Raw genomic sequence first — 26,377 nt, forward strand, 5'->3', positions numbered from 1 at the left:
AACTTTCACCGTCTGGAACTCCAATGGAAGAATTTCACAAGGTCCGCCGGCTTCCGCCTTATGTGTTCGAGCAGGTCAACCGGCTGAAGGCCAGCGCCCGCTCGCGCGGAGCCGACATCATCGACCTTGGCATGGGCAATCCGGACCTGCCGACGCCGAAGGCCATCGTCGACAAATTATGCGAAGTGGTGCGCGACCCGCGCACGCATCGCTATTCCTCCTCACGCGGCATTCCGGGCCTGCGCCGCGCCCAGGCCGCCTACTACCAGCGCCGCTTCGGCGTGAAGCTCAATCCCGACACGCAAGTGGTGGCGACGCTGGGTTCGAAGGAGGGCTTCGCCAACATGGCGCAGGCGATCACCGCGCCCGGCGACGTCATCCTGTGCCCCAATCCGACCTATCCGATCCACGCCTTCGGCTTCATCATGTCGGGCGGCGTCATCCGCTCGCTGCAGGTGGAGCCCGATGACGGCTTCATCCCGGCGGTCGAGCGCGGCATCCGCCACTCGATCCCGAAGCCGCTGGCGCTGATCCTCAACTACCCGTCGAACCCGACCGCGTTGGTCGCCTCGCTCGATTTCTACAAGGACGTGGTCGCCTTCGCGAAGAAGAACGACATCATCATCCTGTCCGATCTTGCCTATTCGGAGATCTATTTCGACGGCAACCCGCCGCCCTCGGTGCTGCAGGTGCCGGGCGCGATCGACGTCTGCGTCGAGTTCACCTCGATGTCGAAAACCTTCTCCATGCCCGGCTGGCGCATGGGTTTCGCGGTCGGCAACGAGCGGCTGATCGCGGCGCTGACCCGGGTCAAGTCCTATCTCGACTACGGCGCCTTCACGCCGATCCAGGTGGCGGCGGCGCATGCGCTGAACGGCGACGGCGCCGATATCGAGGAGGTGCGCGAGGTCTACCACAAGCGGCGCGACGTAATGGTCGATTCCTTTACCCGCGCCGGCTGGACCATTCCCGCGCCCGCGGCCTCGATGTTCGCTTGGGCGCCAATCCCGGAGCAGTTCCGCCAGCTCGGCTCGCTCGAATTCTCCAAGCTGCTCATCGAGCATGCCGACGTGGCGGTGGCGCCGGGCATCGGCTTCGGCGAGCACGGCGACGACTTCGTCCGCGTGGCGCTGGTCGAGAACGAGCACCGGATCAGGCAAGCGGCGCGCAACATCAAGCGCTTCCTGGCCGCGACCGCCAAGCAGCCCAACAATGTTGTGCCGCTTTCGGCCCACCGATAAGCTTGCCGCACATCACACCGATCGATCTTTGAGGGGCGTCGCCGGACATGGCTGAAGCGTTGCGTGTTGGAATTGCCGGCCTTGGCACGGTGGGCGCCTCGGTGGCGTGCGTGCTCAACGAAAAGGCCGCCGAACTCACCCGCCAGTGCGGCCGCGACATCGTCGTCACCGCCGTCTCGGCGCGCGACCCGAAGCGCGACCGCGGCGTCGATCTCAGCGCCGCCAAATGGTTCGACGACGCCGCGCAGATGGCCGAGAGAGCCGACATCGATGTCTTTGTCGAATTGATCGGCGGCGACGAGGGACCAGCGCGGGCATCGGTGAAGGCGGCGCTCGAGGCCGGCCGCCATGTCGTCACCGCCAACAAGGCGCTCTTGGCCAAGCATGGCGTGCAGCTCGCTGAGATCGCCGAGAAGAGGGGCGTGCTGCTCAACTACGAGGCGGCCGTGGCCGGCGGCATACCGGTCATCAAGACGATGCGCGAGGCGATGGCCGGCAATCAGGTCACCCGCGTCTTCGGCATCCTCAACGGCACCTGCAACTACATCCTGACCCGCATGGAGGCCGAAGGCATCTCCTTCGACGCCTGCCTCAAGGACGCGCAGCGGCTGGGCTATGCCGAAGCCGACCCGACCTTCGACATCGAGGGCCACGACACGGCGCACAAGCTGTCGATCCTGACCAGCCTTGCCTTCGGCACGAGGATCGCCGCCAACGACATCTATATGGAAGGCATCTCCAACATCACCCAGGCCGACATCCGCGCGGCGGCCGAGCTCGGCTACCGCATCAAGCTGCTCGGCGTCGCGCAGCGCACGGACAGCGGCATCGAGCAGCGCGTGCACCCGACCATGGTGCCGACGGCATCGGTCATCGCGCAGGTACACGGCGTCACCAATGCGGTGGCGATCGAGACCGACATTCTGGGCGAGCTGCTGCTCTCGGGTCCCGGCGCGGGTGGCAACGCCACGGCTTCGGCGGTGGTCGGCGACATCGCCGACATCGCCAAGAGCCGACCGGGCTTCCAGCACGGGCCGGTCTTCGGCTGGCCGGCGAAGGAATTGAAGCCCTACAAGAAGGCACAGATGCGCAGCCATGCCGGCGGCTATTTCATCCGCCTTACCGTGCATGACCGCATCGGCGTCTTCGCCGCGATCGCCAAACGCATGGCCGACAACGACATTTCGCTGGAATCGATCGTGCAGCAAGCAGCTGGGCCGGAAATCGAGGCGCAGAAGACGGTGATCCTTGTCACCCACGAGACGACGGAAGCCGCGGTGCGCAAGGCGGTCGAAGGTGTCACCAAGGACGGCCATCTGACCGACAAGCCGCAGGTGATCCGCATCGAGCGGGCGGAATAGCGCTAATTTTGATTTGACGCATGCCTTCGGCCCGAAACCGGTTCCCACTTTCGGGAGACATGCTTAGTCACAATTCGCCTTCAATCGATTGATATTACTGCAATTTCAAAAATTGCCAGGGCAAGTCTTGCCGTTGTCATGGAGCTTTGCCAGAAGAAGCGCGCCTCTGGCGGGAGGCCCGGTGCAGTACCAACGAGGAATGCCCATTTATGAACATGGCCCAGAACATCGCAACCGGCCTCGACCGTATCTTCACAATGGAAGTCGTGCGCGTCACCGAACGGGCCGCGGTCGCCGCCGCGAGGCTGCGCGGTCGCGGTGACGAGAAGGCCGCCGACCAGGTCGCGGTCGATGCCATGCGCCAGGAGCTCAACCGGCTCGCCATCAAGGGCACCGTGGTGATCGGCGAGGGCGAGCGCGACGAGGCGCCGATGCTCTATATCGGCGAAGAGGTCGGCACCGGCAAAGGTCCCGCCGTCGACATTGCGCTCGATCCGCTCGAAGGCACGACGATCTGCGCCAAGAACCTGCCCAATGCGCTCGCCGTCATCGCCATCGCGGAAAAAGGCAGCCTGCTGTTCGCGCCCGACGTCTACATGGACAAGATCGCCATCGGTCCGGGCTATGCCGAGGGGATCATCGACATCGATGCGCCGCCGGTCGAGAACATCGCCAACCTCGCCAAGGCCAAGGGCGTCGCGGTGTCCGACATCACCGCCTGCATCCTCGACCGGCCGCGCCACACCAAGCTGATCGACGCCGTGCGCGCCACTGGTGCAGCGATCCGGCTGATCGGCGACGGCGACGTCGCAGGCGTCATTCACACCACCGATCCGGACGAGACCGGCATCGACATCTATCTCGGCACCGGCGGCGCGCCGGAAGGGGTGCTGGCCGCGGCGGCGCTCCGCTGCACCGGTGGGCAGATGCAGGGCCGGCTGATCCTCGATACGCCGGAGAAGGTGGCGCGGGCCGAAAAGATGGGCATTTCGGATCCTAAGCGGGTCTATCGCGCGCAGGACATGGCACGCGGCGACGTCCTGTTTGCGGCAACCGGTGTCACCGACGGCAATTTGCTCGACGGGGTGAAGTTCGGCCGCACCTTCATTACCACCCACACCATCGTTCTGCGCTCGTCTTCGCGCACCGTGCGCGAGATCAAGGCGCGTCACCAGGATCTGGAAAAATTTTGATTCCGTGCAGCGTGGGCCCCTTCGACGCAATTGCGGACGGAAAACCGTTCCACAGTTTCCTTTAGTTGCCCGCTTTCCTGGAATTGCTACCGCCGTCGCATATTGATATCTGCCAAGGGATGATGTGCGGACGGCGCCTCGCGTGACGGGCGAAAGACGGTTCTTCCTCGATGTCAGGCAGTCGGCGACCGGTGTCTCCTGGGAGCATCGGCTGACCGAGCGGCAGGACATGGCTGCCTTGGCCATCGCGCAGGGCCATGGGGTGCCGGACATCGTCGCGCGGGTGCTCGCCGGGCGCGGCGTGACGGTCGAGCAGACCGAGCGCTTCCTCGATCCGACCATCCGCGAGCTTTTGCCGAATCCTGCCTCGCTGACCGACATGGAAAAGGCGGCGGCGCGGCTGGCGGATGCAATCGTGGCCGGCGAAAAGGTGGCGATCTTCGGCGACTACGATGTCGACGGCGCGGCTTCGTCGGCGCTGCTGAAGCGCTTTCTTGCGCATTTCTCGGTGCCGTCCGAAATCTATATTCCGGATCGCATCTTCGAAGGCTACGGCCCCAATCCGGAAGCCATGCGCGAGCTGATCTCACGCGGCGCGAAGCTTATCGTCACGGTCGACTGCGGCACCAACAGCGCCGCATCGGTCGAGGCGGCCAGAGAAGCCGGCGCGCCGATGTCGTGGTGCTCGACCATCACCAGGTCGGCGGCGCGCTGCCGGCGGCGGCCGATGCGGTGGTCAATCCGAACCGGGAGGACGACCTTTCGGGGCAGGGGTATCTTTGCGCCGCCGGCGTGGTTTTCCTCTGCCTGGTGCAGACGGCGAAGGTGCTGCGCGAGAAGTTGCGAACGCCGCGCCGGGTCGCTGCTCGACCTGGTCGCGCGGCGCGGTGTGCGACGTGGTGCCGCTTACCCGGGCGTGAACCCGCGCTTTCGTGGTCAAGGGGCTGCAGGTAGCGCGCCAGCAGAAGAACGAGGGGCTGGCGGCCCTGGCGCGGGTCTCGCGCATCGGCGAGCCGATCGATACCTTCCATCTCGCCTATCTGATCGGGCCGCGCATCAATGCCGGCGGGCGCATTGGCGATGCCGCGCTTGGCAGCCGGCTTTTGGCCACCGACGATCCAGTCGAGGCCGCAAGCATTGCCGAGACGCTCGACCGCCTCAACCAGGAACGGCAGCAGATGGAAATGGAGATGCTGGCGCAGGCGCGCGCCGAAGCCGATGCCGAGCTTGCCGGCGGCAACGGTCCGGCCATCGTCGTCACAGCCAGCAACAGCTGGCACCCGGGCATCGTCGGGCTCTTGGCCTCGCGGCTCAAGGAGCATGCGCGCCGCCCGGCTTTCGCGATTGCCTTCAACGCCAACGGCATCGGCACCGGCTCGGGGCGCTCGGTCTCCGGTTTCGATCTCGGCCGGCTGGTGCGCGAGGCGGCCGAGGCCGGGCTGATCGTCAAGGGCGGCGGCCACGGCATGGCGGCGGGCATCACCGTCGAGCGGGCCAAGCTCGGCGCGCTCAGAGCCTTCTTCGAGGAACGCGCAGCGGCGGACGTGTTCCGGCTGCAAAGCGAGGAGAGCTTGGCGATCGACGGCGCTTTAGCCGCCGAGGGCGCGACGCTTTCCCTTCTCGACGCGCTGGAGAAAGCCGGCCCGTTCGGCGCCGGGCACATCGCGCCGGTGTTCGTGCTGCCGCGCCACCGGCTCACCGACGCGCGGCCGATCGGCACCAACCACATCCGCGCCGACCTGCAGTCGCAAAGCGGCGGCAATCTCCAGGCGATCGCATTCCGCGCCGTCGACACCGCGCTCGGCGAATTCCTGTTCAAGAACAGGGGAAAGACCGTGCATGTCGCCGGTTCGCTGTCGGGCAATTACTGGAACGGCAACCGGACGGTGCAATTCCGCATCACGGATGCCGCGGTTGCTTGAAGCAATTCCAGGAAAAGTGTGAAGCGGTTTTCCGTCCGGAATTGCGCAAAGGAAACTCAGGCGAGCACCGTCTGCAGCCGCGTCAATTCACTGATCTGAGACATCGTTGCCTGATAGCCGAGGCGGATCGCCTCGTCGGCGCGGTGGAACTCGGTCAGGCCGATATGGCTGAGCTTCGGCTGCAGCGACATATCAGGCGGATCGCCGGCAAGCCTGGCGCGCGAAATCCGGTCCTGGATGATGTTGAAGGCCTCGACCATGACGCCGGTAATGCCGAGGCGCGTCTGGTGCGGCTGGTGCTGAGGGTTAACCTGGCCGGGACGCGGCGCGTCGCTCTCGATGACGAGCTCGCCCGCGCTGTGCTTGATGACCGCGGCACGGCCGAACAGGTCGTAGTGGAGGTTGACGGCCACGACGAGCGGCTGCTCGTAGGCACGGCAGACCGACACCGGCACCGGATTGACCAACGCGCCATCGACCAGCATGCGGCCGTTGCAGTTCACGGGCGAGAAGACGCCGGGCAGCGCATAGGACGCGCGCATGGCGGTGATCAGCGAGCCGTTCGACAGCCAGATTTCGTGGCCGGTGCGGATTTCGGAAGCGACGGCGACGAACGGCTTCGACAGGTCCTCGAAACGAATACCGTCCACGTGCTCACGCAGACGCGCATCGAGCTTCATACCGCCGAACAGGCCGCTGCCACGCAGATTGAGATCGAGAAGCCCGAAGATGCGGCGCTTGGTCAGGCTCCTGGCGAATTCCTCCAGCTCGTCCAGCTTGCCGGCAAGATAGCAGCCGCCAACGAGCGCGCCGATCGAGGTGCCGGCGATCATCGACACTTCGATGCCGGCTTCGTCCAGCGCGCGCAGCACGCCGATATGGGCCCAGCCGCGGGCACAGCCGCCGCCGAGCGCCAGGGAAATGCCCGCCTTCTTCGCCGACTTCGGGTTGGGCACACCGCCGGACGATGCAGGGCCGTTGGCTTCCTGAACGTCAGGTTTGCTGCGCAATGACGCCCATTCGAGCATCATGATCTCCCCTTGTCCCGTATCCCTTCTACCACAAGGATGTTTGAGAATAGTGAATATGAGTGGTTTGTGAATATTGAATGGTTCACACCGGCTTCCGATACGTCTGGTCCGCATCGAACAGCGGCTTGCTGCCATCGTCGGCAAGCGTCGCCTTGCCGTCGCTGAGCCCCACCGTCCGATAAAAGCAGGAACGTCTGCCAGTGTGACAAGTTGCGTCGTGGCCCAATACTTTGACGCTCAACCATATCGCGTCCTGGTCACAATCCGTGCGCATCTCGACGACGTGCTGGAAATTGCCCGAGGTCTCGCCCTTCTTCCAGAGCGCATTGCGCGAACGCGACCAGTAGTGCGCGATGCCGGTTTCCAGCGTCAGCGCCAATGCCTCGGCGTTCATATGCGCGACCATCAAAAGCATGCGGTCGCCGGCGTCGGTGACGACCACGGTAACGAGGCCGGCGGCATCGAAGCGCGGAGAAAGGACGGTGCCTTCCTCCAGCGCCTTCTTGTCTGCTGGAGCTTTGGGAAATTGCACAGCCGACATCGCCGGTCCTTGTTTGATTTAAAGACGTGTTGATACTCAGGCGAGGCCGGCTTCCACATGGCGGCCTCCCGCGCTCCCGAAGCTCACATACTCTAAGTACGCTCCGCTCCGGTTCCCGGAAACCACCACTTTCGACTCAACCTGACCTGAACCTCAACCCGCCTTTGGGAGGTGATGGCCGGTGATCAGCTGCGCACCATGGTGACGAAGCGCACCTGTTCCTCCGGCGTGTCCTTGAAGACGCCGGTGAAGGTCGAGGTCAGCGTGGTCGAATCCTGCTTGCGGATGCCGCGCATGGCCATGCACATATGCTCGGCCTCGATCATGACCGCGACGCCGCGCGGGTTGAGCACGTCCTGGATGACGCCGGCGATCTGCGCCGTCATCGCTTCCTGCGTCTGCAGGCGATGCGCGAAGATGTCGACGACGCGCGCGATCTTGGACAGGCCGACAACCTTGCCGTCCGGCAGGTAGCCGACATGCGCCTTGCCGATGATCGGCACCATGTGGTGCTCGCAATGGGAATGGAACTTGATGTCCCTGACGATCACGAGATCGTCATAGCCGGCCACTTCCTCGAAAGTGCGGCCAAGTTCTTCGGCCGGGCACATATCGTAGCCGTTGAACATCTCGCGGAAGGCCTTGGTGACACGCTTGGGCGTGTCGACAAGGCCCTCGCGATCCGGGTTGTCGCCGGTCCAGCGCAAAAGCGTGCGCACGGCGGCCTCGACCTCGGCCTCGCTCGGCCGATCCGTGACGGGCTTCTCCATATAGGAGGAAGGGGGCATGAATTTCTTGATGACGGCATCCATAAAAGGCGTCTCCCGTAGTCCCACTCAAAGGTGGGACGAGTTGAACGGACCACGACCTTTCGGGTGAAACTCGCCCGGTTTCCAGCCCGCAAGCGGCGTGAACAGATGAGCAATGACAATGGCTTGAGGTTGCCTTGTCGATGCCCGGCTGCCAGCATTATATATGCTCGTGCAGAGCGAAAGGAAGACGCAACAGCGGCAAAGCCTGTTCACTCGGCGGCGACGGATTGGAAAAATATGATCGACGATGTCTACAATGCGAAAATTCTGGGTTTCGCCGGAAATATCGCGCGGATCGGCCGGCTCGACCACCCCGACGCGACCGCTCGGGCGCATTCCAAATTGTGCGGCTCCACCGTCACCGTCGACTTGAAAATGGACGGCGATGTGGTGACCGATTTCGCCCATGACGTGAAGGCCTGCGCGCTCGGCCAGGCCTCCTCCTCGATCATGGCCCGGCATGTGATCGGCGCGAACGCCGATGAACTGCGCGCGGTGCGCGACATCATGCTTAAAATGCTGAAAGAAAACGGCGCGCCTCCGGAGGGCCGCTTCGCCGACCTCAAATATTTGGAGCCGGTGCGCGACTACAAGGCGCGCCACGCCTCGACTATGCTGACCTTCGACGCGGTGGTCGACGCGATCGGCCAGATCGAGAAGAAGCGCGCCGGAGAGGCGGCTTGATCACAAGCGCCTAAATCGCTCCCCTTGTCGCGGCGAACTCGCCTCTTATCCAGTCGGCAAAAGCCGTGGCCGGCTCGGAAAGATCCTGCAAATTTCTCGCCACCAGCCAGTAGGCGCCCGACGCGACGTCGATGTCGAACGGCTTGACCAGCGCGCCGGAGGCGAGTTCGTCGCCGATCTGCAAGAGATCGCCGAGCGCCACGCCATGCCCGAGCAATGCCGCCTGCTTCGAGAGCGAAGCGTCGGCGAGCATCGGGCCGCGCGCGGGCACCGCGTCGGCCGGCACGCCGGCCGCTTCGAACCAGCGCGCCCAGCCCTGGCGGTTTTCCTCATGCAACAGCGTGTAGTGGCGAAGGTCGACCGGCTTCTCCAGGGGAGGGCCGGATGCCAGCAGCGCCGGCGACAGGACGGGTGAATCGACGGTCGAGGCCAGGCGCTCGGCATCGCTGCGCGGCCACGAGGTCGCGCGCGGGCTGAAGCGCAAGGCAAGCTCAGGCTGGTCGCTGCGGAACTCGATCAATCTCGGATCGACGTCCAGGGAGACATCGATATCGGGACGCAACTGGCGAAAGCGGTTGAGCCGCGGCACCAGCCATACCGCGGCAAGCGAGGGTTCGACGCTAACGCGCACCATCGACTGCGCCGGCGTGGTCGCCAGTTCCGACAGCACCCGGTCGATGTCGTCGAAGCTCCTCACTAGTTGGTCGAGCAGCCGGCGGCCGGCATCGGTCAGTTCGACGCGGCGATGGAGGCGGAGAAACAGCGGCTGACGGAGGAAGGCTTCGAGTTCCCTGATCTGCCGGCTTATCGCAGCCTGCGAGACATAGAGCTCCTCGGCCGCGCGGCTGAAGCTCAAGTGCCGGCCGGCGGTTTCGAAGCTTCTCAGCGCCGTCAATGGCAGCCGGCCACGCTTCATTCTCGCATAACCTCAAGTTATCCGATGCGGAAATTATACTCGTTTGAGGACGAAGGCCAGCGGCAGTCTAATCGGTGCCCAAAGGAGCACTGCCATGAATCAGTTCCTGGCCATTTTGAACGACGTCATGCGGATCGCCACCTTTCAGTGGCGTGGCGAAGCCTCGCGCAGCCGCTGTTGCCATGATCATTCAGATGCTTCCTTGCATCATGCACCGTGGACCGACAGGCATCCCATCCGTCGCACCAGGCCATGATGGCAAAAGAACATTGCGTTCCCCGCCTGAAGCCCACATCTATCGCGCAGCGAAACACTGCGGAGCAGATTGGTTGGCTGACCACCATGGGCATATGCACAGCGCCCGGCGTATCCAGCGCGGGCGTAACTGGCCGGGACCTTGGCGCAAGACGCCGGGCCGTCTACTCGGCACGTCGCTCGTGCGTCTCTACCAGTTGACGCTTTCCGGCTTCGTCGGCAACAATTGCCGGCACCTGCCGACCTGCTCCGAATACGCGCATGAAGCGATCGCCCGCCATGGCCTGTGGGCCGGCGGCTGGATGGCGCTGTTCCGGGTTTCGCGCTGCGGGCCTTTCGGGACGCATGGCATCGACCGGGTGCCGGAGACGCTTGCGGCGCGCTATGTCTGGTTCATGCCGTGGCGCTACTGGCGGATCGGCAGGAAAAGCCGTGAGGCCGACGGCTGATCGCATCGGCGTTTTCGCGGGCTTCGTTTACGATCCGGTAGGGTTAACGACAGCCTGCACAAACTCTGCGAATTTGAGACAAAATCGAGACAAGACGCCTCGCTAAGCCGCTCTCCGCAATTCCTTCCAAGAGTGAGCTTCGATGCGCCAGATGGACCGCTACCCCTTCTTTATCGCCGTTATTCTGTTCCTTCTGGCTTGGATGCTCGGCCTGCCGATGCGGGCGCAATCGGCACCGCTCGAGGACATCCACTGCACGCTGATCCAGGATGCGACGAGCGGCGCGACGCTTTACCAGGATGGTGTGTGCGACCAGCGCGTCAGCCCGGCGTCCACCTTCAAGGTGCCTCTGGCGCTGATCGGCTATGATGCCGGAATCCTGAGCGACCAGCACACGCCGAGCTGGGACTACAAGCCCGAGTTCAACGCCGTGAAGCGCGATCGGAAAACCGTCGATCCGACGATCTGGGAACGCGATTCCATCATCTGGTATTCGCGCGAGATCACACGCCGGCTCGGCTCGAAAAGCTTCGCCGGCTATGTTGCGAAATTCGGTTACGGCAATGCGAATGTCTCAGGCAGCGCCGGCAAGAATGACGGCCTGACCAATTCCTGGGTGGACTCCTCGCTCGAAATCTCGCCCGTCGAGCAGACGGCGTTCCTGCGCCGGCTGCTTGCCGGCAAAATGCCGGTTTCGGCCAAGGCGCATGAGATGACAAAAGCGATCATCCCAACCTTCGAGGCGGGGGACTGGACCGTGCAGGGCAAGACCGGCAGCACGGCGCTCGACAAGAACAAGCGGTCACTCGGCTGGTTCGTCGGCTGGGCCGAGAAGGATGGTCGCCGCATCGTGTTCGCCCGGCTGGTTGTCGACGCCAAGCGCGGCGACATGCCGAAGGGCCTGGCGACGCGGGCGGCGTTCTTGAAGGACCTGCCCGGCCTCATCAAATAGAACGGCTTGCGGCTTTACGGCGGCGGAAACTCCTCATAAAAGACTGCCGCCGGCCAGCGCCCATGTGATAGGCGCCTCCGGCCAACCTCTGCATGCTCCAGCGCATTCCCGCGACATGCATTTCACCACCCGCGCTCGTTTGCGGGACTGGATAGGAGAACTCTGATGCTGAATTCCGTTTCCCTGACGTTTCCCGATGGTTCCGTCCGCGACTACGACGCGGCGATGACCGGCGCCGGTCTTGCCGAATCGATCTCCAAGTCGCTGGCAAAGAAAGCCGTGGCCTATGCGATCGATGGCACTGTGCGCGACCTTTCCGATCCGCTCGGCAAGTCGGGCAAGGTCGAGATCATCACCCGCGACGACCAGCGCGCGCTCGAACTCATCCGCCATGACGCGGCACACGTGCTGGCCGAAGCCGTGCAGGAGCTCTGGCCGGGAACGCAGGTTACCATCGGGCCGGTGATCGAGAACGGATTCTACTACGACTTCGCGAGGAACGAGCCGTTCACACCGGACGATTTCCCGGCGATCGAGAAGAAGATGCGCGAGATCATCGCGCGCAACAAGCCGTTCACCAAGGAAGTCTGGTCCCGCGAGAAGGCTAAGAAGGTCTTCGCCGAGAAGGGCGAGCGCTACAAGGTCGAGCTGATCGACGCCATTCCGGAAGATCAGGACATCAAGATCTACGCGCAGGGCGATTGGTTCGACCTCTGCCGCGGTCCGCACATGGCTTCGACCGGGCAGGTCGGCAATGCCTTCAAGCTGATGAAGGTGGCGGGCGCCTACTGGCGCGGCGATTCCAACAACCCGATGCTGACGCGCATCTATGGCACCGCCTTTGCCGACCAGGCGCAGCTCGATGCCTACCAGACGCTGCTGGAGGAAGCCGAGAAGCGCGACCACCGCAAGCTCGGCCGCGAGATGGACCTGTTCCATTTCCAGGAAGAGGGGCCGGGCGTCGTCTTCTGGCATGCCAAGGGCTGGAAGATGTTCCAGAACCTAGTCAACTACATGCGCCGCCGCCTCGACGAGCATGGCTACCAGGAAGTCAACGCGCCGCAGGTGCTGGACAAGAGCCTGTGGGAGACGTCAGGCCACTGGGGCTGGTACCGCGACGCGATGTTCAAGGTGACTGTTGCCGGCGACGATACCGACGACGAGCGCATCTTCGCGCTGAAGCCGATGAACTGTCCCGGCCATGTGCAGATCTTCAAGCACGGGTTGAAGTCTTACCGCGAACTGCCCGTAAAACTTGCGGAGTTCGGCAATGTGCATCGCTACGAACCGTCGGGCGCGCTGCATGGGTTGATGCGCGTGCGCGGCTTCACGCAGGACGACGCGCATGTCTTCTGCACCGAGGAGCAGTTGGCCGCGGAGTGCCTGCGCATCAACGACCTGATCCTGTCGACCTATGCCGATTTCGGCTTCGACGAGGTCGCCGTGAAGCTGTCGACGCGGCCGGACAAGCGCGTCGGCACCGACGAGGCCTGGGACCACGCCGAGGCGATCATGAGCAACGTGCTGGAGACGATCCGCGCGCGCTCCGGCAACCGCATCAAGACCTCGATCAATCCGGGCGAGGGCGCCTTCTACGGGCCGAAGTTCGAATATGTGCTGAAGGACGCCATCGGCCGCGAATGGCAGTGCGGCACCACGCAGGTGGACTTCAACCTGCCGGAGCGTTTCGGTGCCTTCTATATCGGCTCGGATTCGGAGAAGAAGCAGCCGGTCATGGTGCATCGCGCGGTGTGCGGCTCGATGGAACGCTTCCTCGGCATCCTGATCGAGAACTATTCCGGCCATTTCCCGCTGTGGTTCGCGCCGCTGCAGGTGGTGGTGGCGACGATCACCTCCGATGCCGATGAGTACGCAATGAAGGTCGTCGCTGGGCTGAAGGCGGCCGGGTTGCTCGCCGAAGCGGACCTGCGCAACGAGAAGATCAACTACAAGGTGCGCGAGCATTCCCTGGCCAAGGTGCCGGTCATCCTCGTCTGCGGCAAGCGCGAGGCCGAGGAGGAAACCGTCAATGTCCGCCGGCTGGGTTCCCGCGACCAGGAATCGCTGAAGCTTGCCGATGCGGTGAAGGCTCTCGCCGAGGAGGCGGTTTCGCCCGATCGCAAGCGTCGCGCGGCTTGACTTACCAGCACGTCCTGAAATGGCGGTGGCCGGTCCACCGCCATTTTCATATGCCTGTCACGCCAGCCCTGTAACGAGCCGCCATGCTCAAATTGAAACTGCGGGAAAGACGGTTTCCCGAGCTCTCCTACGCCAATGCGCATCAACCGGTGCTGACGCGCTGGTTCATCCATTCCGTCGAGGGCCTGTCGGGCCGCGACCGCTTCGCCGTACTCTATGATTTCTGGCGCCGGCAGGTGGTGCCAACCGGCGACCGCGTGTTCAGTCGCATGCTGGAATTGATCGACGTCAAGGTCCGCAACGCCGTTCAGTGGCCGCCGGCCGAGTTGCCGGAGACACCGCTGGTCATCGTCGCCAACCATCCCTTCGGTATCGGCGACGGCATTGCGGTGCTGTCGCTCGCCGAACAGCTGGGCCGTCCATTCCGGGTCATGATCCACAAGGATCTGCTGAGGATCCGCGAGATGGAGCCCTATTCGCTGCCCATCGATTTTTCCGAGACGAAGGACGCGCTGAAGAACAACATGGCGGTGCGCCACGAAGCGGTGCGGTTGTTGAAGGAGGGCGTCACCATCGTCGTCTTTCCGGCCGGCGGCGTCGCCACTGCGCCGAAGGGTTTTGGCCGCGCCGTCGACCTGCCGTGGAAGATGTTCCCGGCCAAGCTCATCCAGGACGCCAAGGCGTCGGTCATTCCGATGCATTTCTCCGGCCAGAACGGCCGCCTGTTCCATCTCGTCAGCGGCCCGATGAACATGGCCGAGCGCGACAACCGCGTGGCGAAGTTCATCGGCAAGGCATCGCTGACGCTGCGCACCTCACTGCTCATCCGCGAGTTCGCCCGCCTGTCGGGCAAGGCGATCGAGGTGCGCATCGGCGTCGTGCTGAGATGGAGCGACCTCGAGCCGCTGCGCGACCGCAAGGCGCTGCTCGATCGCCTCTATCGCGCGGTCTTCGACCTTGCGACGCCGGCTGCGCAGCGTGGGCGCGTGCCGTTCCTGCCGAAGCGGATGCGCAAGGCGGCTTGACCTGCCAACATTAGTTGGCTTTCAAACGGACGGTACTTTAGCTTCTGCTTGAATACTTGGTGGATATTAATGCGACTGTAGCCAAACGGCCACAGTCATAGGTTGTGCGATTTGCTATCAAAGGTTTGGGTTTGGGGCAAATCGATGAATATTGCGAAGACACTTGTATTGACGAGCCTGGCCTTGGGCGCGTCAGTCTTCATCAACGTTGGTTGCGCCAATGCGGGCGATGCCACTCCCTCATGGAGTGGCGCATATATAGGCGCCAATCTCGGCTATGGCTGGGATTCGGGCAAGGTCGGTTTGTCGCCAAGCACTGATGTCCCGGAGCTGCAGGATTTCCTGGACGACATCATTGCTTCTGGCTCCTTTCCTTCGGCCATATCCCCTTCGGCTCAGGGTGTGATCGGCGGCGGTCAGGCCGGCTACAACTGGCAGCTGCCATCCGGCTGGGTTGTTGGCATCGAGGCGGATCTGCAGGCCTCAGGCATCAGTGGATCGAAGTCGGAAGCAAGGTTCCCGGAATTTTTCGACACGACAAGCACGAGCGTCGAAAAGAAGATCGATTGGTTCGGAACGCTGCGCGGTCGGGCAGGGTACCTCGTCGATCCGCAATGGCTCGTCTATGCAACGGGCGGTCTTGCCTTCGGCGAAACCAGCCTAAGCTACAGCGAGGTCGACGTAACCGCCGGCTGTATTCCTGATGCAACCATCTGCGGCGATCATACCGCCTCCGGGACACATGCCGGCTGGGCGGTGGGAGCCGGCGTCGAAACAATGTTGGCGCCGAACTGGAGCGTGAAGGCCGAATATCTTTACGTCGACCTTGGCAAGCGTGCCTTCACGGCTGCCACTAACACGCCGATCGATTTCAACGTGTCAGCCAAATATCACGAACAGACGGCTCGCATCGGGCTGAACTATCATTTCGATTAAGAAGTCCTGACGCCTTGAGCCGTCAGTCCGCGCCTTCCTCGGGATCGATGGCGGACGATTCGTTGGCCACGACCTCGATTTCCTGGTTCTGGCCGGCGACCACCGTGAAATCCTTCTGGTAGATGCGGTCGCGGTTCTTGGCGATGATGGTGTACTGGCCCTCGGCCAGCACCATCGAGGCGAAGGCGCCGACGGCTTCCTTGATCGGATCGCCGGATTCGTTGAGCAGCGACCAGGAAGTATCGGCAATGGCTTCGCCGCCGGCCTCGCGCACCAGCTTCATCGTCATCTCGGCCGCGCGGTGCTCGACGGTGGCCTCCGTCAGCTTGCCGGCCTCGACGCGGATGTCGGAGCGGATCACGGCGTTGACCGCGCCATAGGTGGAGACGACGTGATAGGTGCCGGCATTCAGCCGCACCACTGTATCGGGTGCGACGTCGGGGGCGATCAGCGCACGGTCGCCATTGGCCTCGGCCTGGCCCTCATAGATCGCGAAGCGGAGCTTCTTCGGCGGGATATGCGCGCCGCCCGACGTCACGGCGTCAAGCTTCAGGCCGCCGGCGTCGAGCACAAGGCTTTCGCGCTTGGCGTCCTTGCCGACGGTAATGCGCTTGGTGGCGCCGGCCCGTCCATAGGAGGCGTGGACAAGGTAGCTGCCTGGATCGAGCTGGAACACCGCCGTGCCGCCATGCGCGGACGCCACCATGGGCAGCTTGCCGTCGCCGGCCGGCTCCGGCCTGAACACGCGCCAGACGATGCCGCGGGTGATGTCGACGCCCTTGTCGGTCAGTTGCGCCGAAAGGGTGATCGCGCCGCCACTGCCGAGCGCAAGCGACCTCTCGCTCTTCGGCGTCGTGTAGCTCGAAATACCCGGCAACTTGATATCACCGACGTCGTTGGCGCTCTGGGCCAGCGCGAACGAAACCGGCACCGCGAACAGCGCGGCGACGAGCCCGATCACGAAAAGGCGCAGAGTCCCCTCAAACATGCCTTGCGTTGAAGCCCAAGGCGGTGGCAATTTCAAGGCTCAAGAGCCTGCCGCGTCCCGCCAGGGCTCTTTATCCGGCGCATAATGCGTCATTGCCCGAGCCGCCCGACCTCCCGATGGCGCGCTTCAGCTCAAAATTGAATGTTTCTAGGAGACTTGCGTCCATGGCGTCGCCGATCATCGACTTCCTGCTGACCCGCAATTCCGCGCCTATACCCGACCTCAAGGAACCGGCGCCGAGCGATGCGGAGATCGCCACGATGATCGCAGCCGCCTCGCGCGTTCCCGATCACGGCCGGCTCGAGCCCTGGCGGTTCATCCTCTACCGTGGCGAAGCGCGGGTCGAGATCGGCAAGAAGCTCGCGGCGCTTGCCGAGCAACGCGAAGGGCCGCTGCCGGAGGGGCGCCGCAACCAGGAACTGGCGCGCTTCTCGCGCGCGCCGCTGGTGATCGGAGTGGTGTCGGTGCCGCGGGAGAACCCCAAGATCCCGCAATGGGAGATGTTCCTGTCGGGCGCAATGGCGGCTATGAATCTGATGATCGCGGCCAACGCGCTGGGTTATGGCACCAACATGATCAGCAACTGGTATTCCGACGTTCCCGAGGGCAGGGCGATCCTCGGGCTGTCGCCACAGGAGCGCGTCATCGGCTTCGTCCATATCGGCTCCTACCAGGGGCCGGCGCCCGAGCGGCCGCGGCCCGATCCGGCGAAGCTCTACGCCGACTACACAGGGCCCTGGGTCGGCTAAGATGTTCTACGAGCCTTCGAAGGGGCATGGCCTGCCGCACGATCCATCGAAGGCGATCGTGGCGCCGCGCCCCATCGGATGGATCTCGACATTGAACAGGGCCGGCGAGATCAACCTTGCGCCCTATTCGTACTTCAATGCGTTTTCGACGCGCCCATTCATCGTCTGGTTCTCATCGGAAGGCGCGAAGGACAGCGCCACCTTCGCCGAAGAGACAGGCGAATTCGTCGCCAACCTCGTCAGCCGCGATCTGGCCGAGAAGATGAACCGCACAGCCGTCGATGCGCCGCGCGGCGTCAGCGAGTTTGGCTATGCCGATCTCGCCATGGCGCCGTCGCGCCTCGTCGCGCCGCCACGCGTGGCGGAAGCGCCGGCGGCACTCGAATGCCGGGTTACGGAGATATTCCGGCCACGGGCGCTGGACGGCACGCAAACCAGCGCCGTCGTCGTCGCCGGCGAAGTCGTCGGCGTCCATATCGACGACGCCTATCTCAAGGACGGCCAATTCGACATCGTCAGAGCCGGCAATGTGGGCCGGCTCGGCTATATGGACTATGCCAGCGTCAACGAGATTTTTTCGATGCGGCGGCCGCGCTGGCCGAAGGATTAGCGCGGCGCGCTGTCATGACGGCGCGCACATAGCCAGGCTCGCCGATCCGGATGCTGCCGTCTGGGAGACCGAGGATGCGGTCGAGGGCGATCTCGTAAAGCCTGACGCGCTTCTCCAGGGCTTCGATGGCGATTTCCATGTCGGCATCGCTGCCGCTGGCGAACGCCTTGGCGATGACGTCGTGCGTGGCCATGCCGAATTGCATGACGATGTCGGCGACGCCTTCCGGGTCGAATGTGCGGAACGTGCCGTCCTTGACGCCTTGCCGGATGATCTCGACCAGCAGGGGCGAAAACGAGGCGCTGGCCGCCAGATTGATGCGGTGGAAAAGCACCAGGTTTTCCGGCCGAAACAGCGTCTCGAACAGCGCCCAGGCCTCCGCCGCGGTCTCGATCTTGGCCTGCCGCGATTTCGCGAGCAGGGCATTGAGCCGCCCGAGCGGATCGAGCGCCGGATCGGCGAGTATGTCCTGGACACCGGCGAGCGCCTGTTTCGCGAAGCGCTCGGCAAGGGCTTCCAGCAGCGCCTCCTTAGAGGGGAAATAATGATAGAAAGCGCCCTTCGAGATACCGGCGGCGGCAATCACGTCATTGAGGCTCGCCTTGTCGTAGCCATGGGTCAGGAACAAGGCCTGGGCCTGGTCGAGCAGTTCTTCTCGCCTGAGTTCCGGGTGCTTGATAACGCGTGGCATGGTGAACCTTCTGCACGCCGCGACCGTTCCCGTCCAGATGCCCGAGTGCCGATAAGGCTTGAGAACAGACCATTGGTCGGTATAATAGACCACTGGTCGGATTCGACCAATAGCGGCGGGCATGTCACGGAAGGTTGGGTCATGGTCTCGAAATTGGTTGTCCAGACATTCCTGTGGTTCGGCTTCATGGGCACACTGTTGTTTGTGTCGGCAGGCACGCTGCACTGGACCGGTGCCTGGGTGTACATTGTCGTGATGGTCGGACTAAGCCTTACCATGGGTGTGGCGCTTGCTCGGCGCGATCCGGGCCTGATGAATGAGCGCCTCCGCCCTCCGATCCAGAAGAACCAGACCGCGGCCGACAAAATATTGCTGAGCATATTGCTGCTCGGCATCTTCGGTTGGCTGGCCTTGATGGGGTTCGATTTCCGTTTCGGTTGGTCGCCGGTTTCCGCCTGGGTGCAGGCGATCGGCGCGCTGGTCCTGCTCGTCGGTATCTGGATCTGCTATCTCACGATGCTGGAAAACAGCTTCGCGGCGCCGGTCGTGAAGATCCAGGACGAGCGCGGGCAGCGGGTGATCACGACAGGTCCTTACAGCTACGTCCGCCACCCGATGTATGGCGGCGCCATACTCTATTTCGCCGGCACGGCGCTGCTGCTCGGCTCCTGGTGGGGGCTGGCATCGGTGCTTGTCTTCATCGTTCTGCTCGCAATCCGCACCTTCATCGAAGAAAAGACGTTGCGGACGGGGTTGCGGGGCTATGACGACTACGCGGCCCATGTGCGCTACAGGCTGATCCCGCTTGTCTGGTAGCAGGCCGGAAGATCAGGCGGAAATTCCTGCCGCCCTGGCGCGGGCCAGCAGCCGTTCGGCGAGCCGCAGGTGCGGCCGGTCATACATCTTGCCGTCGATGCCGACCACGCCGGGATTTCCCGCCGCCGCGAAGGCCGCGACGATCGCGTGCGATCGCGAGACCGCCTCGGCCGACGGCGTGAAGGCGGCGTTGATGACCGGCACCTGCGCCGGATGGATCGCCATCTTGCCGGTAAAGCCGTCGCGTTCGGCCTCGCGGCATTCGGCCTCGAAAGCGGCCATGTCGCGGAAATCCGGAAACACGGTATCGATCGCCGCGACCTCGGCCGCGCCAGCCGCAAGGATGGTCATCGTGCGCGCCAGGCGGAACACGTCGGTGTAGCGGCCGCTCTCGTCGCGCGCCGAACGTGCGCCTATCGCCGCCGACAGGTCCTCTGCGCCCCAGGTCAGGCCGGCAAGCCTTGCGCTTGCCCCAGCATAGCTCGCCGCCGCCAACAAACCGGCCGCCGTTTCGGTGATGATCGGCAGGATTCTTATGCTGCCGTCCGGCAGTCCGTTCTCCGCTTCGTGCACCCGAAGCTTTGCCGCCAGCTGCTGGACATCCTGGCCGCTGTTCGACTTCGGCAGCATGACGCCGTCGGGCCTCGCCGGGACAAGAGCCGCGAGGTCGTCGTCGGTCAGGCCGGTCGAGAGGTCGTTGACGCGCACATAGACGGCGGAACCGGTCTGCTGCCTTTTGCTTGGGATGAAGCTCGCCGCAATCGCCCGCGCCTGCGCCTTGTTGGCGGCGGCGACGGAATCCTCAAGGTCGACGATCACCACGTCGGCGCCGGCGGCAAAGCCCTTTTCCAGCTTCCGCTCGGAATCGCCCGGAACGAAGAGCAGCGAGCGCATCAGGCGGCCTTCTTCATCATCATCGCCTGCCTCGTGCATTTGGCGACGAGAACGTCTGCCTGGTTGTAGGCGCGGTGCTCGAATTCGACGATGCCGCGATCAGGCTTCGACTTCGACTCGCGCACCGAAACGACAGTGGTTTCGACCCGGATGGTGTCGCCGTGGAAGACCGGGTGCGGGAAGACGGTTTCCTTCATGCCGAGATTGGCGACGGTTGTGCCGACCGTGATGTCGTTCACCGAAATGCCGATCATCAGGCCGAGCGTGAACAGCGAATTGACCAAGGGCTTGCCCCATTCGCTCTTCGCGGCGAAGTCGAAATCGATATGCAGGGGCTGCGGGTTCAGCGTCATCACCGAAAACAGCATGTTGTCGCTTTCGGTGACGGTCTTGCGCAATGCGTGCCGGAAGACGTGGCCGGCGACGAACTCCTCAAGATAAAGCCCGGCCATGTCCGATCTCCTCCGCTTACGCTTGCTTGATAGGCGTTGGTCGCGGTTCCATCAAGCCGGTTAAGAAACATGGTGAACCGTTCGTAAACCATTTCCAGCCTACCGTTCACAACGGGGCCGGGGAACATTCCGGCAAGGGCGTAGCTGGTCGGCATGATTGTTTCGCATTTCCTAAAATGGATTGATACGGCAAGGGTTTCCGAGCGCGCAGCCGCCGCGAGCGCGCTGGCCCGCGCCTACATAAACTCCGACCTGCCGTTCGAGGATCGCTGCGCCGCCGAGGCGGCGCTGACGCTGCTGCTCGACGACGTTTCCGCCAAGGTCCGGCAGTCGCTCGCCGAAGCGCTGTCGATGAGCCACCACGCGCCGCCGCAGGTGATAGCCGCGCTGGCTTCCGACCAACCGGAAGTGGCGGCGCTGGTGCTGGCGCGTTCGCCGTTGCTTACCGATGCCGATCTCATCGACCGCGTCGCTTGCGGACAGAAGGCCACCCAGAAGCTGATCGCCAACCGCCCCGTCGTCTCGATGGCGCTGGCGGCAGCGATCGCCGAGATCGGCGAACCGGAAGCCTGCGCCACGCTCGTCGCCAACAGCGGCGCCGATATTGCATCGCTGAGCTTCCGCCGCATGGCCGAACGCCACGGCCATCTGCCGCTGGTGCGCGAAGCGCTGATCTCCGACGCGCGTCTGCCTGCCGACTGCCGGCACATGCTTTTGGTCAAGCTTGGCGAGACGCTGAAGGGTTCGCCGCTGGTTCTGGCGCTGATGGGGGCTGCCCGCGCCGACCGCGTGATGCGCGACGCCTGCGTGAAAGCCTCCGTCACGCTGATTGAGGGCACGCGCGCCGAGGAGCATGCCGCGCTGATCGAGCATCTGAGGCTGCGCGGCGATCTCACCGCTGGTTTCATCATCCGCACCATCGCGCACGGCAAGGTCGACTTCTTCGGCTCGGCGCTGGTCGCGCTTGCCCAACAATCCGAGCAGCGGGTGAGGGCGCTGCTGGCCGGCGGTCACGACGTGGCGTTGCAGGCGCTGTTCCGCAACGCCGGCCTTGCCGGCGCCACGCACGGTATCATCCTGCGGGCGCTGAAGATCTGGCGCGAGGTTGCCAATGGCAAGCGCGTCGCGGGCGTCCAGGAAGTGAGCTGGCTGATGCTGAAGGATCTCGGCGGGCAATCGGCCGAGGGCGATCTTGCCGGGCTGGTGAAGTCGATCCACCTCGACGCGCTGCGTGAGAACGCGCGCGGACATGCGCTGGCAATTGCTGCAGCGTAGCCCTCAGCCGCGACCCTTCGCGAAGAAATCCGGATAATCCTCCATCGCCGCGGCGATGATGCGCAGCGAGGCTGCGACCTGCAGCATTTCGGGGCGGTCGCTGCGATCGGCGATGCTCGCCGCATATTGCCTCGCCACGGCAACGGTCGACGTCTGCGGTTCGCCATGTCTTCTGAACAGCAATTCCCGCGCCAGGCCGCGCAGGAAATTGCCGACCGACTCCACCGTCTCGCGCGGGAGCGCGGAATTCAGCTGCGCGCCGCGCAGCCGCAGCACTTCGAGCCCGACGGTGACGGCGGCGATGCTGCCGCCGAGGATGGGATCGCCCTTCCTGCCTGCCTGCTGCAACTGCGGCATCAACTGGTTGATCCGGTCATAGGCCAGGCTTTCGAAGGCCGAACGCCTGGGGATGCGCTCATGCAGGCAAAGGCGCGCCAGGTCCTCGCGCATCGCCTGCGAGATGCGCTCGACGGTGACCCAAGGGTTGGCCGGCAGCACGACGATGAAGACGGCGATGGCGATCAGGATGCCGACCAGGATCGACGCCGACCCGGCGAAGAACGGGCCGGGATCATAGGTCATCAGCTGGTGCGGGCTGAGAAAAGCCAAGAAATTGATGGCGAAGGCGGTGGCGACGCCGACATAGCGCGGATTGGCCATGCCGAGCGCCGCCGGCACCATGATGGGCACGACAAAGAGCGTGAACCAGCCGAAGCCGGGGAGCGCCGGCAAGGCGATCTGGCCGACAAGGAAGGCGAAGGGCAGCGCGAGCAGCGTTCCCCTGAAGAAACCCCAGGCGGACTGGACCGGATCGGGGCGCGCTGCGAACAGGCTGGAGACGACGGCGACGAGGATGACGGTGCCGGCGGTCTCCGACCATTTGGTCGTGAGCCAGAAGGCGGCCACCAGCAGCGTGGCGAGCGCGGCGCGCACGGCATTGCGCCAGGCGGCGTGATAATCGCGATGCACGACCAGCGCCGGCTGCTGTCGTTCACGGGACGACCTGGAAATCGGCGAGCGAAGCGCATCCAGGCCACGCATCACCTGCTTCAGCGCCTCCGCGAAATCGGCGGCGATGGTGAGGCGGGTGATGGTGCCGACTTTGTCTTCGCTGGGGTCGGTAGGCACAGGCGGCGCCTCTCTTGCCTTGCTCGCGATCGCATCGAGCCGCGCTACCCACGGGCCGGTGTCGTCAAGCGCCCCTGGCGTCGCCGCCAGTTCGCCGACCAAGGTCTTCAACTCGCCGCGCACCGGGATGAGCGCCGCGTTCTTCGGCGCGGCATGGGTGTGCAGCGCGCGCGCCGCCGAAAGCGCCCACAGGAGTTGCCCGATCGTGCGCCGCACCGGATGGGCGCGCGTGGCGAAGCTCGGCGCCTCGAGGCGCGCATAGGTGCGCATCTCGGCAAGCGTCTGGGCATCGCCGATAAGTTTGCGCTGGAGGGCGGCAAGCCCGGCCGGATCGCCGCCGGAAAAGGCGCCCGAGGCGTATTCGGCAAGATCGAGGATGCTGCGCTTCAGTCTCGAGATGATGGCGTCCGCCGCAAGTTTCGGCAGGATCAGTCGACTGGTGACGCCGGCACAGACGATGCCGAGCACGATTTCAGCGCAGCGTGCAATGGCGAGATCGACGACGAGATGCGGCTGCCCGAAGGCGGGCAGGCTGATGATCATCGCCGTGTAACCGGCAAGTGCCGCGCCATAGGCCTCCGGATTGCGCAGCAGCGAGGATACGAGCGTGCAGACGCCGATCCATAGCGCCAGCACCGTCACCAAAAGCCACGGGTTGGTACCGAACAGCAAGGTGATGCCGATCGCAGCAAGGCCGCCGGCGAGTGTGCCGAGCAGCCGGTAGAAACCTTTCGCCAGCACCATGCCGGCCACCGGCTGCGCGACGATGAACACCGTCATCATCGCCCATTGCGGATGGTCGAGCTTGAGGGCGTAGGCGGCAAACAGCGCGGTCAGCCCGGCCGAGACCGTGCGCAGGGCAAAGATCCAGTCCGAGCGCGTCGGTTGCGTCAGGCCGTTCAGCGGTATCCCGGCAAGATCTTTCAGCCGCGTCCAGGCCACATTCAAGTCTCCCTAAAGCGCGTCGCCTGAAACGAATTCAGACGACGCGCTTTAAGTCCTTGTTTTGATGCATGTCGTTGTCCCAGAACCGCTGCACACTTCTGGGCGACATGCATAGCGAAGCCTGTTATGGACCGGTCCGCGTTCAGATATCCAGCACGTCGGTCTCGGCGAACTCGGCGCGTTCCTGGATGAAGCGGAAGCGCGCCTCGGGCTTTGTGCCCATCAGCGCGTCGACCGCGTCCTTGGTCGCCGCCTCGGCTTCGCTCACATCGACCCTGAGCAGCGTGCGCTTCCTCGGGTCCATCGTGGTCTCCTTGAGCTGCGAGGCCATCATCTCGCCAAGGCCCTTGAAGCGGCCGATCTCGACCTTGCCGCGCCCGGTGAATTCGGTGCGCAGCAATTCGTCCTTGTGCGCGTCGTCGCGCGCATAGGCGACCTTGCCGCCTTGGCGGATCGAATAGAGCGGCGGCACGGCCATGTAGAGATGGCCGCCGCGGATCAGGTTCGGCATCTCCTGATAGAAGAAGGTGATCAGCAGCGAAGCGATATGCGCGCCGTCGACATCGGCGTCGGTCATGATGATCACGCGGTCGTAACGCAGGTCCTCGTCGCGGTATTTCGAGCGCGTGCCGCAGCCGAGCGCCTGGATCAGGTCGGAGATCTGCTGGTTGGCGGCAAGCTTGTCGTTGCCGGCGCTGGCGACGTTGAGGATCTTGCCGCGCAGCGGCAGCACGGCTTGGCTCGCGCGATCGCGCGCCTGCTTGGCCGAGCCGCCGGCCGAGTCGCCCTCTACGATGAAGATCTCGGCGCCGGCCGCGGCGTTCTGCGTGCAGTCGGCGAGCTTGCCCGGCAGGCGCAGCTTGCGCACCGCGCTCTTGCGCGAGACTTCCTTTTCCTGGCGGCGGCGCACGCGCTCGTCAGCGCGCGCGATCACCCACTCAAGAAGTTTTGAGGCTTCCTGCGGATTGTCGGCCAGCCAATGGTCGAAAGGATCGCGGATGGCGCTTTCGACGATGCGCATCGCCTCGATGGTCGCCAGCCTGTCCTTGGTCTGGCCGACGAATTCCGGCTCGCGGATGAACACCGACAGCATTCCCGCGGCCGAGATCATCACGTCCTCGGTGGTGATGACGGAGGCGCGCTTGTTGCCGATCAGGTCGGCATAGGCGCGAAGCCCGCGCGTCAGCACGTTGCGGAAGCCCGCCTCATGCGTGCCGCCCTCGGCGGTCGGGATGGTGTTGCAGTATGAATTGAGGAAACCGTCGCCGCCGAACCAGGTCACCGCCCATTCGAGCGAGCCATGGCCGCCCTGCCTGTCGCTTTTTCCCGCGAAGACCTCGCGGGTGACCTGGAATTCGTCGCCGAGGGTCGCCTTGAGATAGTCCTTCAGGCCGCCGGGAAAATGGAACTCGGCCTTGGCCGGGGTCTGGTCCTTCTCCTTGATGAGCGACGGATCGCAGGTCCAGCGGATCTCGACGCCGCCGAACAGATAGGCTTTCGAGCGCGTCATGCGGTAGAGCCGCGCCGGCTCGAAGGCGGCGCCCTTGCCGAAGATCTGCTCATCGGGATGGAAGCGGGTCTTCGTGCCGCGTCGGTTGTGGACCTCGCCGAGATGCTCGAGACCGCTGACCGGAATGCCGCGCGAAAAACGCTGGCGATAGAGCTGGCGACCGCGCGCGACCTCGACCTCGAGGTGATCGGACAGCGCGTTGACGACGGAGACGCCGACGCCATGCAGACCGCCGGAGGTCTCGTAGACCTTGGAGTCGAACTTGCCGCCCGAATGCAGCGTCGTCATGATGACTTCGAGCGCCGGCTTCTTGAATTTCGGATGCGGATCGATCGGGATGCCGCGGCCGTTGTCGGTGACCGTCAGGAAGCCATCAGCCGAGAGTTCGACGTCGATGAAGGTGGCGTGACCGGCGACCGCCTCGTCCATAGAATTGTCTATGACCTCGGCGAAGAGGTGATGCATCGCCTTGTCGTCGGTGCCGCCGATATACATGCCTGGGCGGCGGCGCACCGGCTCCAGCCCTTCCAGCACCTCGATGTCGGCGGCGCTGTAGCTCTCGCTGCCGTCACGGGCGGAGGTCGAACGCTTCGCCGCCTGAACCAGCGGATCAGCCGGACGCGAGGGCGCGCGCCCTTGCTGGGGCTGCTTTTCCTGATTGCCGAAAAGATCGCTGGTGTCGTCCATGCTGGCCATTAAGTCCGGTACTGCGAATCACTCCTCGATACTGCCACGCTTTTGGCGGGCGAACGAGTTCCTGTTCCGTTCAGGGATCAAAGTCTCTCTTATTCTAAAACCATTCGATAACCAAGCCGCCGGAAATAGGGCGGTCTCCATATGTTTGGATTCCTGATTCTTTAAC

The 26,377-nt window shown here is 64.1% G+C and carries 24 protein-coding genes and 1 pseudogene; 14 read left to right on the forward strand and 11 right to left on the reverse strand.

Translation table 11 applies throughout. The features are described 5' to 3' along the window. Window positions 1–23: 23 nt before the first annotated feature. From EJ071_RS22375 to recJ, 4 genes and pseudogenes are all read left to right on the forward strand, one after another. Window positions 24–1,241 carry an LL-diaminopimelate aminotransferase gene (locus EJ071_RS22375; protein ID WP_126099819.1) on the forward strand — a complete coding sequence of 406 codons (1,218 nt, stop codon included), beginning with the start codon at window positions 24–26 and terminating at the stop codon, window positions 1,239–1,241. Window positions 1,242–1,288: 47 nt separating this feature from the next. Continuing rightward, entirely contained in the window at window positions 1,289–2,602 is a 1,314-nt protein-coding gene (locus EJ071_RS22380) for a homoserine dehydrogenase (protein WP_126099820.1), read from the forward strand. Between the two features lie 209 nt (window positions 2,603–2,811). Then, window positions 2,812–3,795, forward strand: a complete 984-nt coding sequence (gene glpX / locus EJ071_RS22385; RefSeq protein WP_126099821.1) for a class II fructose-bisphosphatase — start codon at window positions 2,812–2,814, stop codon at window positions 3,793–3,795. A gap of 142 nt (window positions 3,796–3,937) precedes the next feature. After that, window positions 3,938–5,717, forward strand: a pseudogene (recJ, locus tag EJ071_RS40270) (single-stranded-DNA-specific exonuclease RecJ). A 56-nt stretch (window positions 5,718–5,773) separates the two neighbouring features. Here recJ and EJ071_RS22395 read toward each other — a convergent pair. From EJ071_RS22395 to folE, 3 genes are all read right to left on the reverse strand, one after another. Beyond that, complete coding sequence (locus EJ071_RS22395) at window positions 5,774–6,745, reverse strand: patatin family protein (RefSeq protein WP_126102678.1); 972 nt, start codon at window positions 6,743–6,745, stop codon at window positions 5,774–5,776. Between the two features lie 85 nt (window positions 6,746–6,830). Then, entirely contained in the window at window positions 6,831–7,289 is a 459-nt protein-coding gene (hisI, locus tag EJ071_RS22400; protein ID WP_126099822.1) for a phosphoribosyl-AMP cyclohydrolase, read from the reverse strand. A 185-nt stretch (window positions 7,290–7,474) separates the two neighbouring features. Then, a complete protein-coding gene (gene folE / locus EJ071_RS22405; RefSeq protein ID WP_126099823.1) occupies window positions 7,475–8,101 on the reverse strand; it encodes a GTP cyclohydrolase I FolE in 627 nt (208 codons plus the stop codon). 237 nt (window positions 8,102–8,338) lie between these two features. On the opposite strand from folE, the gene EJ071_RS22410 reads away from it, so the two are divergent. Continuing rightward, window positions 8,339–8,785: an iron-sulfur cluster assembly scaffold protein gene (locus EJ071_RS22410; RefSeq protein ID WP_126102679.1), complete on the forward strand. Its 447-nt coding sequence runs from the start codon at window positions 8,339–8,341 to the stop codon at window positions 8,783–8,785. 10 nt (window positions 8,786–8,795) lie between these two features. On the opposite strand, the gene EJ071_RS22415 is transcribed toward EJ071_RS22410, so the two are convergent. After that, entirely contained in the window at window positions 8,796–9,701 is a 906-nt protein-coding gene (locus EJ071_RS22415; protein ID WP_126099824.1) for a LysR substrate-binding domain-containing protein, read from the reverse strand. A gap of 67 nt (window positions 9,702–9,768) precedes the next feature. After that, complete coding sequence (locus tag EJ071_RS40085) at window positions 9,769–9,891, reverse strand: hypothetical protein (RefSeq protein ID WP_281058876.1); 123 nt, start codon at window positions 9,889–9,891, stop codon at window positions 9,769–9,771. Between the two features lie 160 nt (window positions 9,892–10,051). Here EJ071_RS40085 and yidD point away from each other — a divergent pair, with 160 nt between their 5' ends. The 5 genes from yidD (at window position 10,052) to EJ071_RS22445 (ending at window position 15,457) form a co-directional block, all read left to right on the forward strand. Next, complete coding sequence (gene yidD, locus EJ071_RS22425; protein ID WP_126102680.1) at window positions 10,052–10,405, forward strand: membrane protein insertion efficiency factor YidD; 354 nt, start codon at window positions 10,052–10,054, stop codon at window positions 10,403–10,405. Window positions 10,406–10,547: 142 nt separating this feature from the next. After that, window positions 10,548–11,357, forward strand: coding sequence for a class D beta-lactamase (gene blaOXA, locus EJ071_RS22430; RefSeq protein WP_126099826.1), 810 nt, complete (start codon window positions 10,548–10,550; stop codon window positions 11,355–11,357). Between the two features lie 165 nt (window positions 11,358–11,522). Further along, a complete protein-coding gene (thrS, locus tag EJ071_RS22435; protein ID WP_126099827.1) occupies window positions 11,523–13,496 on the forward strand; it encodes a threonine--tRNA ligase in 1,974 nt (657 codons plus the stop codon). 83 nt (window positions 13,497–13,579) lie between these two features. Beyond that, a complete protein-coding gene (locus EJ071_RS22440) occupies window positions 13,580–14,521 on the forward strand; it encodes a GNAT family N-acetyltransferase (RefSeq protein ID WP_126099828.1) in 942 nt (313 codons plus the stop codon). A gap of 144 nt (window positions 14,522–14,665) precedes the next feature. After that, entirely contained in the window at window positions 14,666–15,457 is a 792-nt protein-coding gene (locus tag EJ071_RS22445) for an outer membrane protein (protein ID WP_126099829.1), read from the forward strand. Window positions 15,458–15,479: 22 nt separating this feature from the next. Here the strand turns inward: EJ071_RS22445 and EJ071_RS22450 are convergent, their stop codons facing one another. After that, window positions 15,480–16,445 carry a hypothetical protein gene (locus EJ071_RS22450; RefSeq protein ID WP_126099830.1) on the reverse strand — a complete coding sequence of 322 codons (966 nt, stop codon included), beginning with the start codon at window positions 16,443–16,445 and terminating at the stop codon, window positions 15,480–15,482. A gap of 164 nt (window positions 16,446–16,609) precedes the next feature. Here EJ071_RS22450 and EJ071_RS22455 point away from each other — a divergent pair, with 164 nt between their 5' ends. Together EJ071_RS22455 and EJ071_RS22460 are read left to right on the forward strand one after the other, a co-directional pair. Then, on the forward strand, window positions 16,610–17,194 hold the full coding sequence (locus tag EJ071_RS22455; RefSeq protein WP_126099831.1) for a nitroreductase: 585 nt from the start codon (window positions 16,610–16,612) through the stop codon (window positions 17,192–17,194). A gap of 1 nt (window position 17,195) precedes the next feature. Continuing rightward, entirely contained in the window at window positions 17,196–17,804 is a 609-nt protein-coding gene (locus EJ071_RS22460) for a flavin reductase family protein (RefSeq protein ID WP_126099832.1), read from the forward strand. On the opposite strand, the gene EJ071_RS22465 is transcribed toward EJ071_RS22460, so the two are convergent. Then, window positions 17,758–18,495 (reverse strand): TetR/AcrR family transcriptional regulator, encoded by a 738-nt coding sequence (locus EJ071_RS22465; protein WP_126099833.1) that lies wholly within the window; start codon window positions 18,493–18,495, stop codon window positions 17,758–17,760. The genes EJ071_RS22460 and EJ071_RS22465 overlap by 47 nt on opposite strands. A 141-nt stretch (window positions 18,496–18,636) precedes the next feature. Between EJ071_RS22465 and EJ071_RS22470 the strand changes: the two genes are divergently transcribed. Further along, window positions 18,637–19,311 carry an isoprenylcysteine carboxylmethyltransferase family protein gene (locus tag EJ071_RS22470; protein WP_126099834.1) on the forward strand — a complete coding sequence of 225 codons (675 nt, stop codon included), beginning with the start codon at window positions 18,637–18,639 and terminating at the stop codon, window positions 19,309–19,311. 12 nt (window positions 19,312–19,323) lie between these two features. Here EJ071_RS22470 and EJ071_RS22475 read toward each other — a convergent pair whose 3' ends face one another. Together EJ071_RS22475 and EJ071_RS22480 are read right to left on the reverse strand one after the other, a co-directional pair. Further along, window positions 19,324–20,205: a CoA ester lyase gene (locus EJ071_RS22475; protein WP_126099835.1), complete on the reverse strand. Its 882-nt coding sequence runs from the start codon at window positions 20,203–20,205 to the stop codon at window positions 19,324–19,326. Continuing rightward, window positions 20,205–20,657 (reverse strand): MaoC family dehydratase, encoded by a 453-nt coding sequence (locus EJ071_RS22480; RefSeq protein ID WP_126099836.1) that lies wholly within the window; start codon window positions 20,655–20,657, stop codon window positions 20,205–20,207. Before EJ071_RS22480 ends, EJ071_RS22475 begins: the two co-directional genes overlap by 1 nt. A 153-nt stretch (window positions 20,658–20,810) precedes the next feature. Between EJ071_RS22480 and EJ071_RS22485 the strand changes: the two genes are divergently transcribed. After that, entirely contained in the window at window positions 20,811–21,932 is a 1,122-nt protein-coding gene (locus tag EJ071_RS22485) for a DUF2336 domain-containing protein (protein WP_126099837.1), read from the forward strand. A 3-nt stretch (window positions 21,933–21,935) separates the two neighbouring features. Here the strand turns inward: EJ071_RS22485 and EJ071_RS22490 are convergent, their stop codons facing one another. After that, window positions 21,936–24,002, reverse strand: a complete 2,067-nt coding sequence (locus tag EJ071_RS22490; RefSeq protein WP_126099838.1) for an FUSC family protein — start codon at window positions 24,000–24,002, stop codon at window positions 21,936–21,938. A gap of 145 nt (window positions 24,003–24,147) precedes the next feature. Then, the gene (parE, locus tag EJ071_RS22495; protein WP_126099839.1) at window positions 24,148–26,202 is read right to left on the reverse strand and encodes a DNA topoisomerase IV subunit B; all 2,055 of its coding nucleotides are present in this window, start codon (window positions 26,200–26,202) and stop codon (window positions 24,148–24,150) included. Window positions 26,203–26,377 lie beyond the last annotated feature (175 nt).

Source organism: Mesorhizobium sp. M1B.F.Ca.ET.045.04.1.1 (genome assembly GCF_003952465.1).
Classification (GTDB): Bacteria; Pseudomonadota; Alphaproteobacteria; order Rhizobiales; family Rhizobiaceae; genus Mesorhizobium; species Mesorhizobium shonense.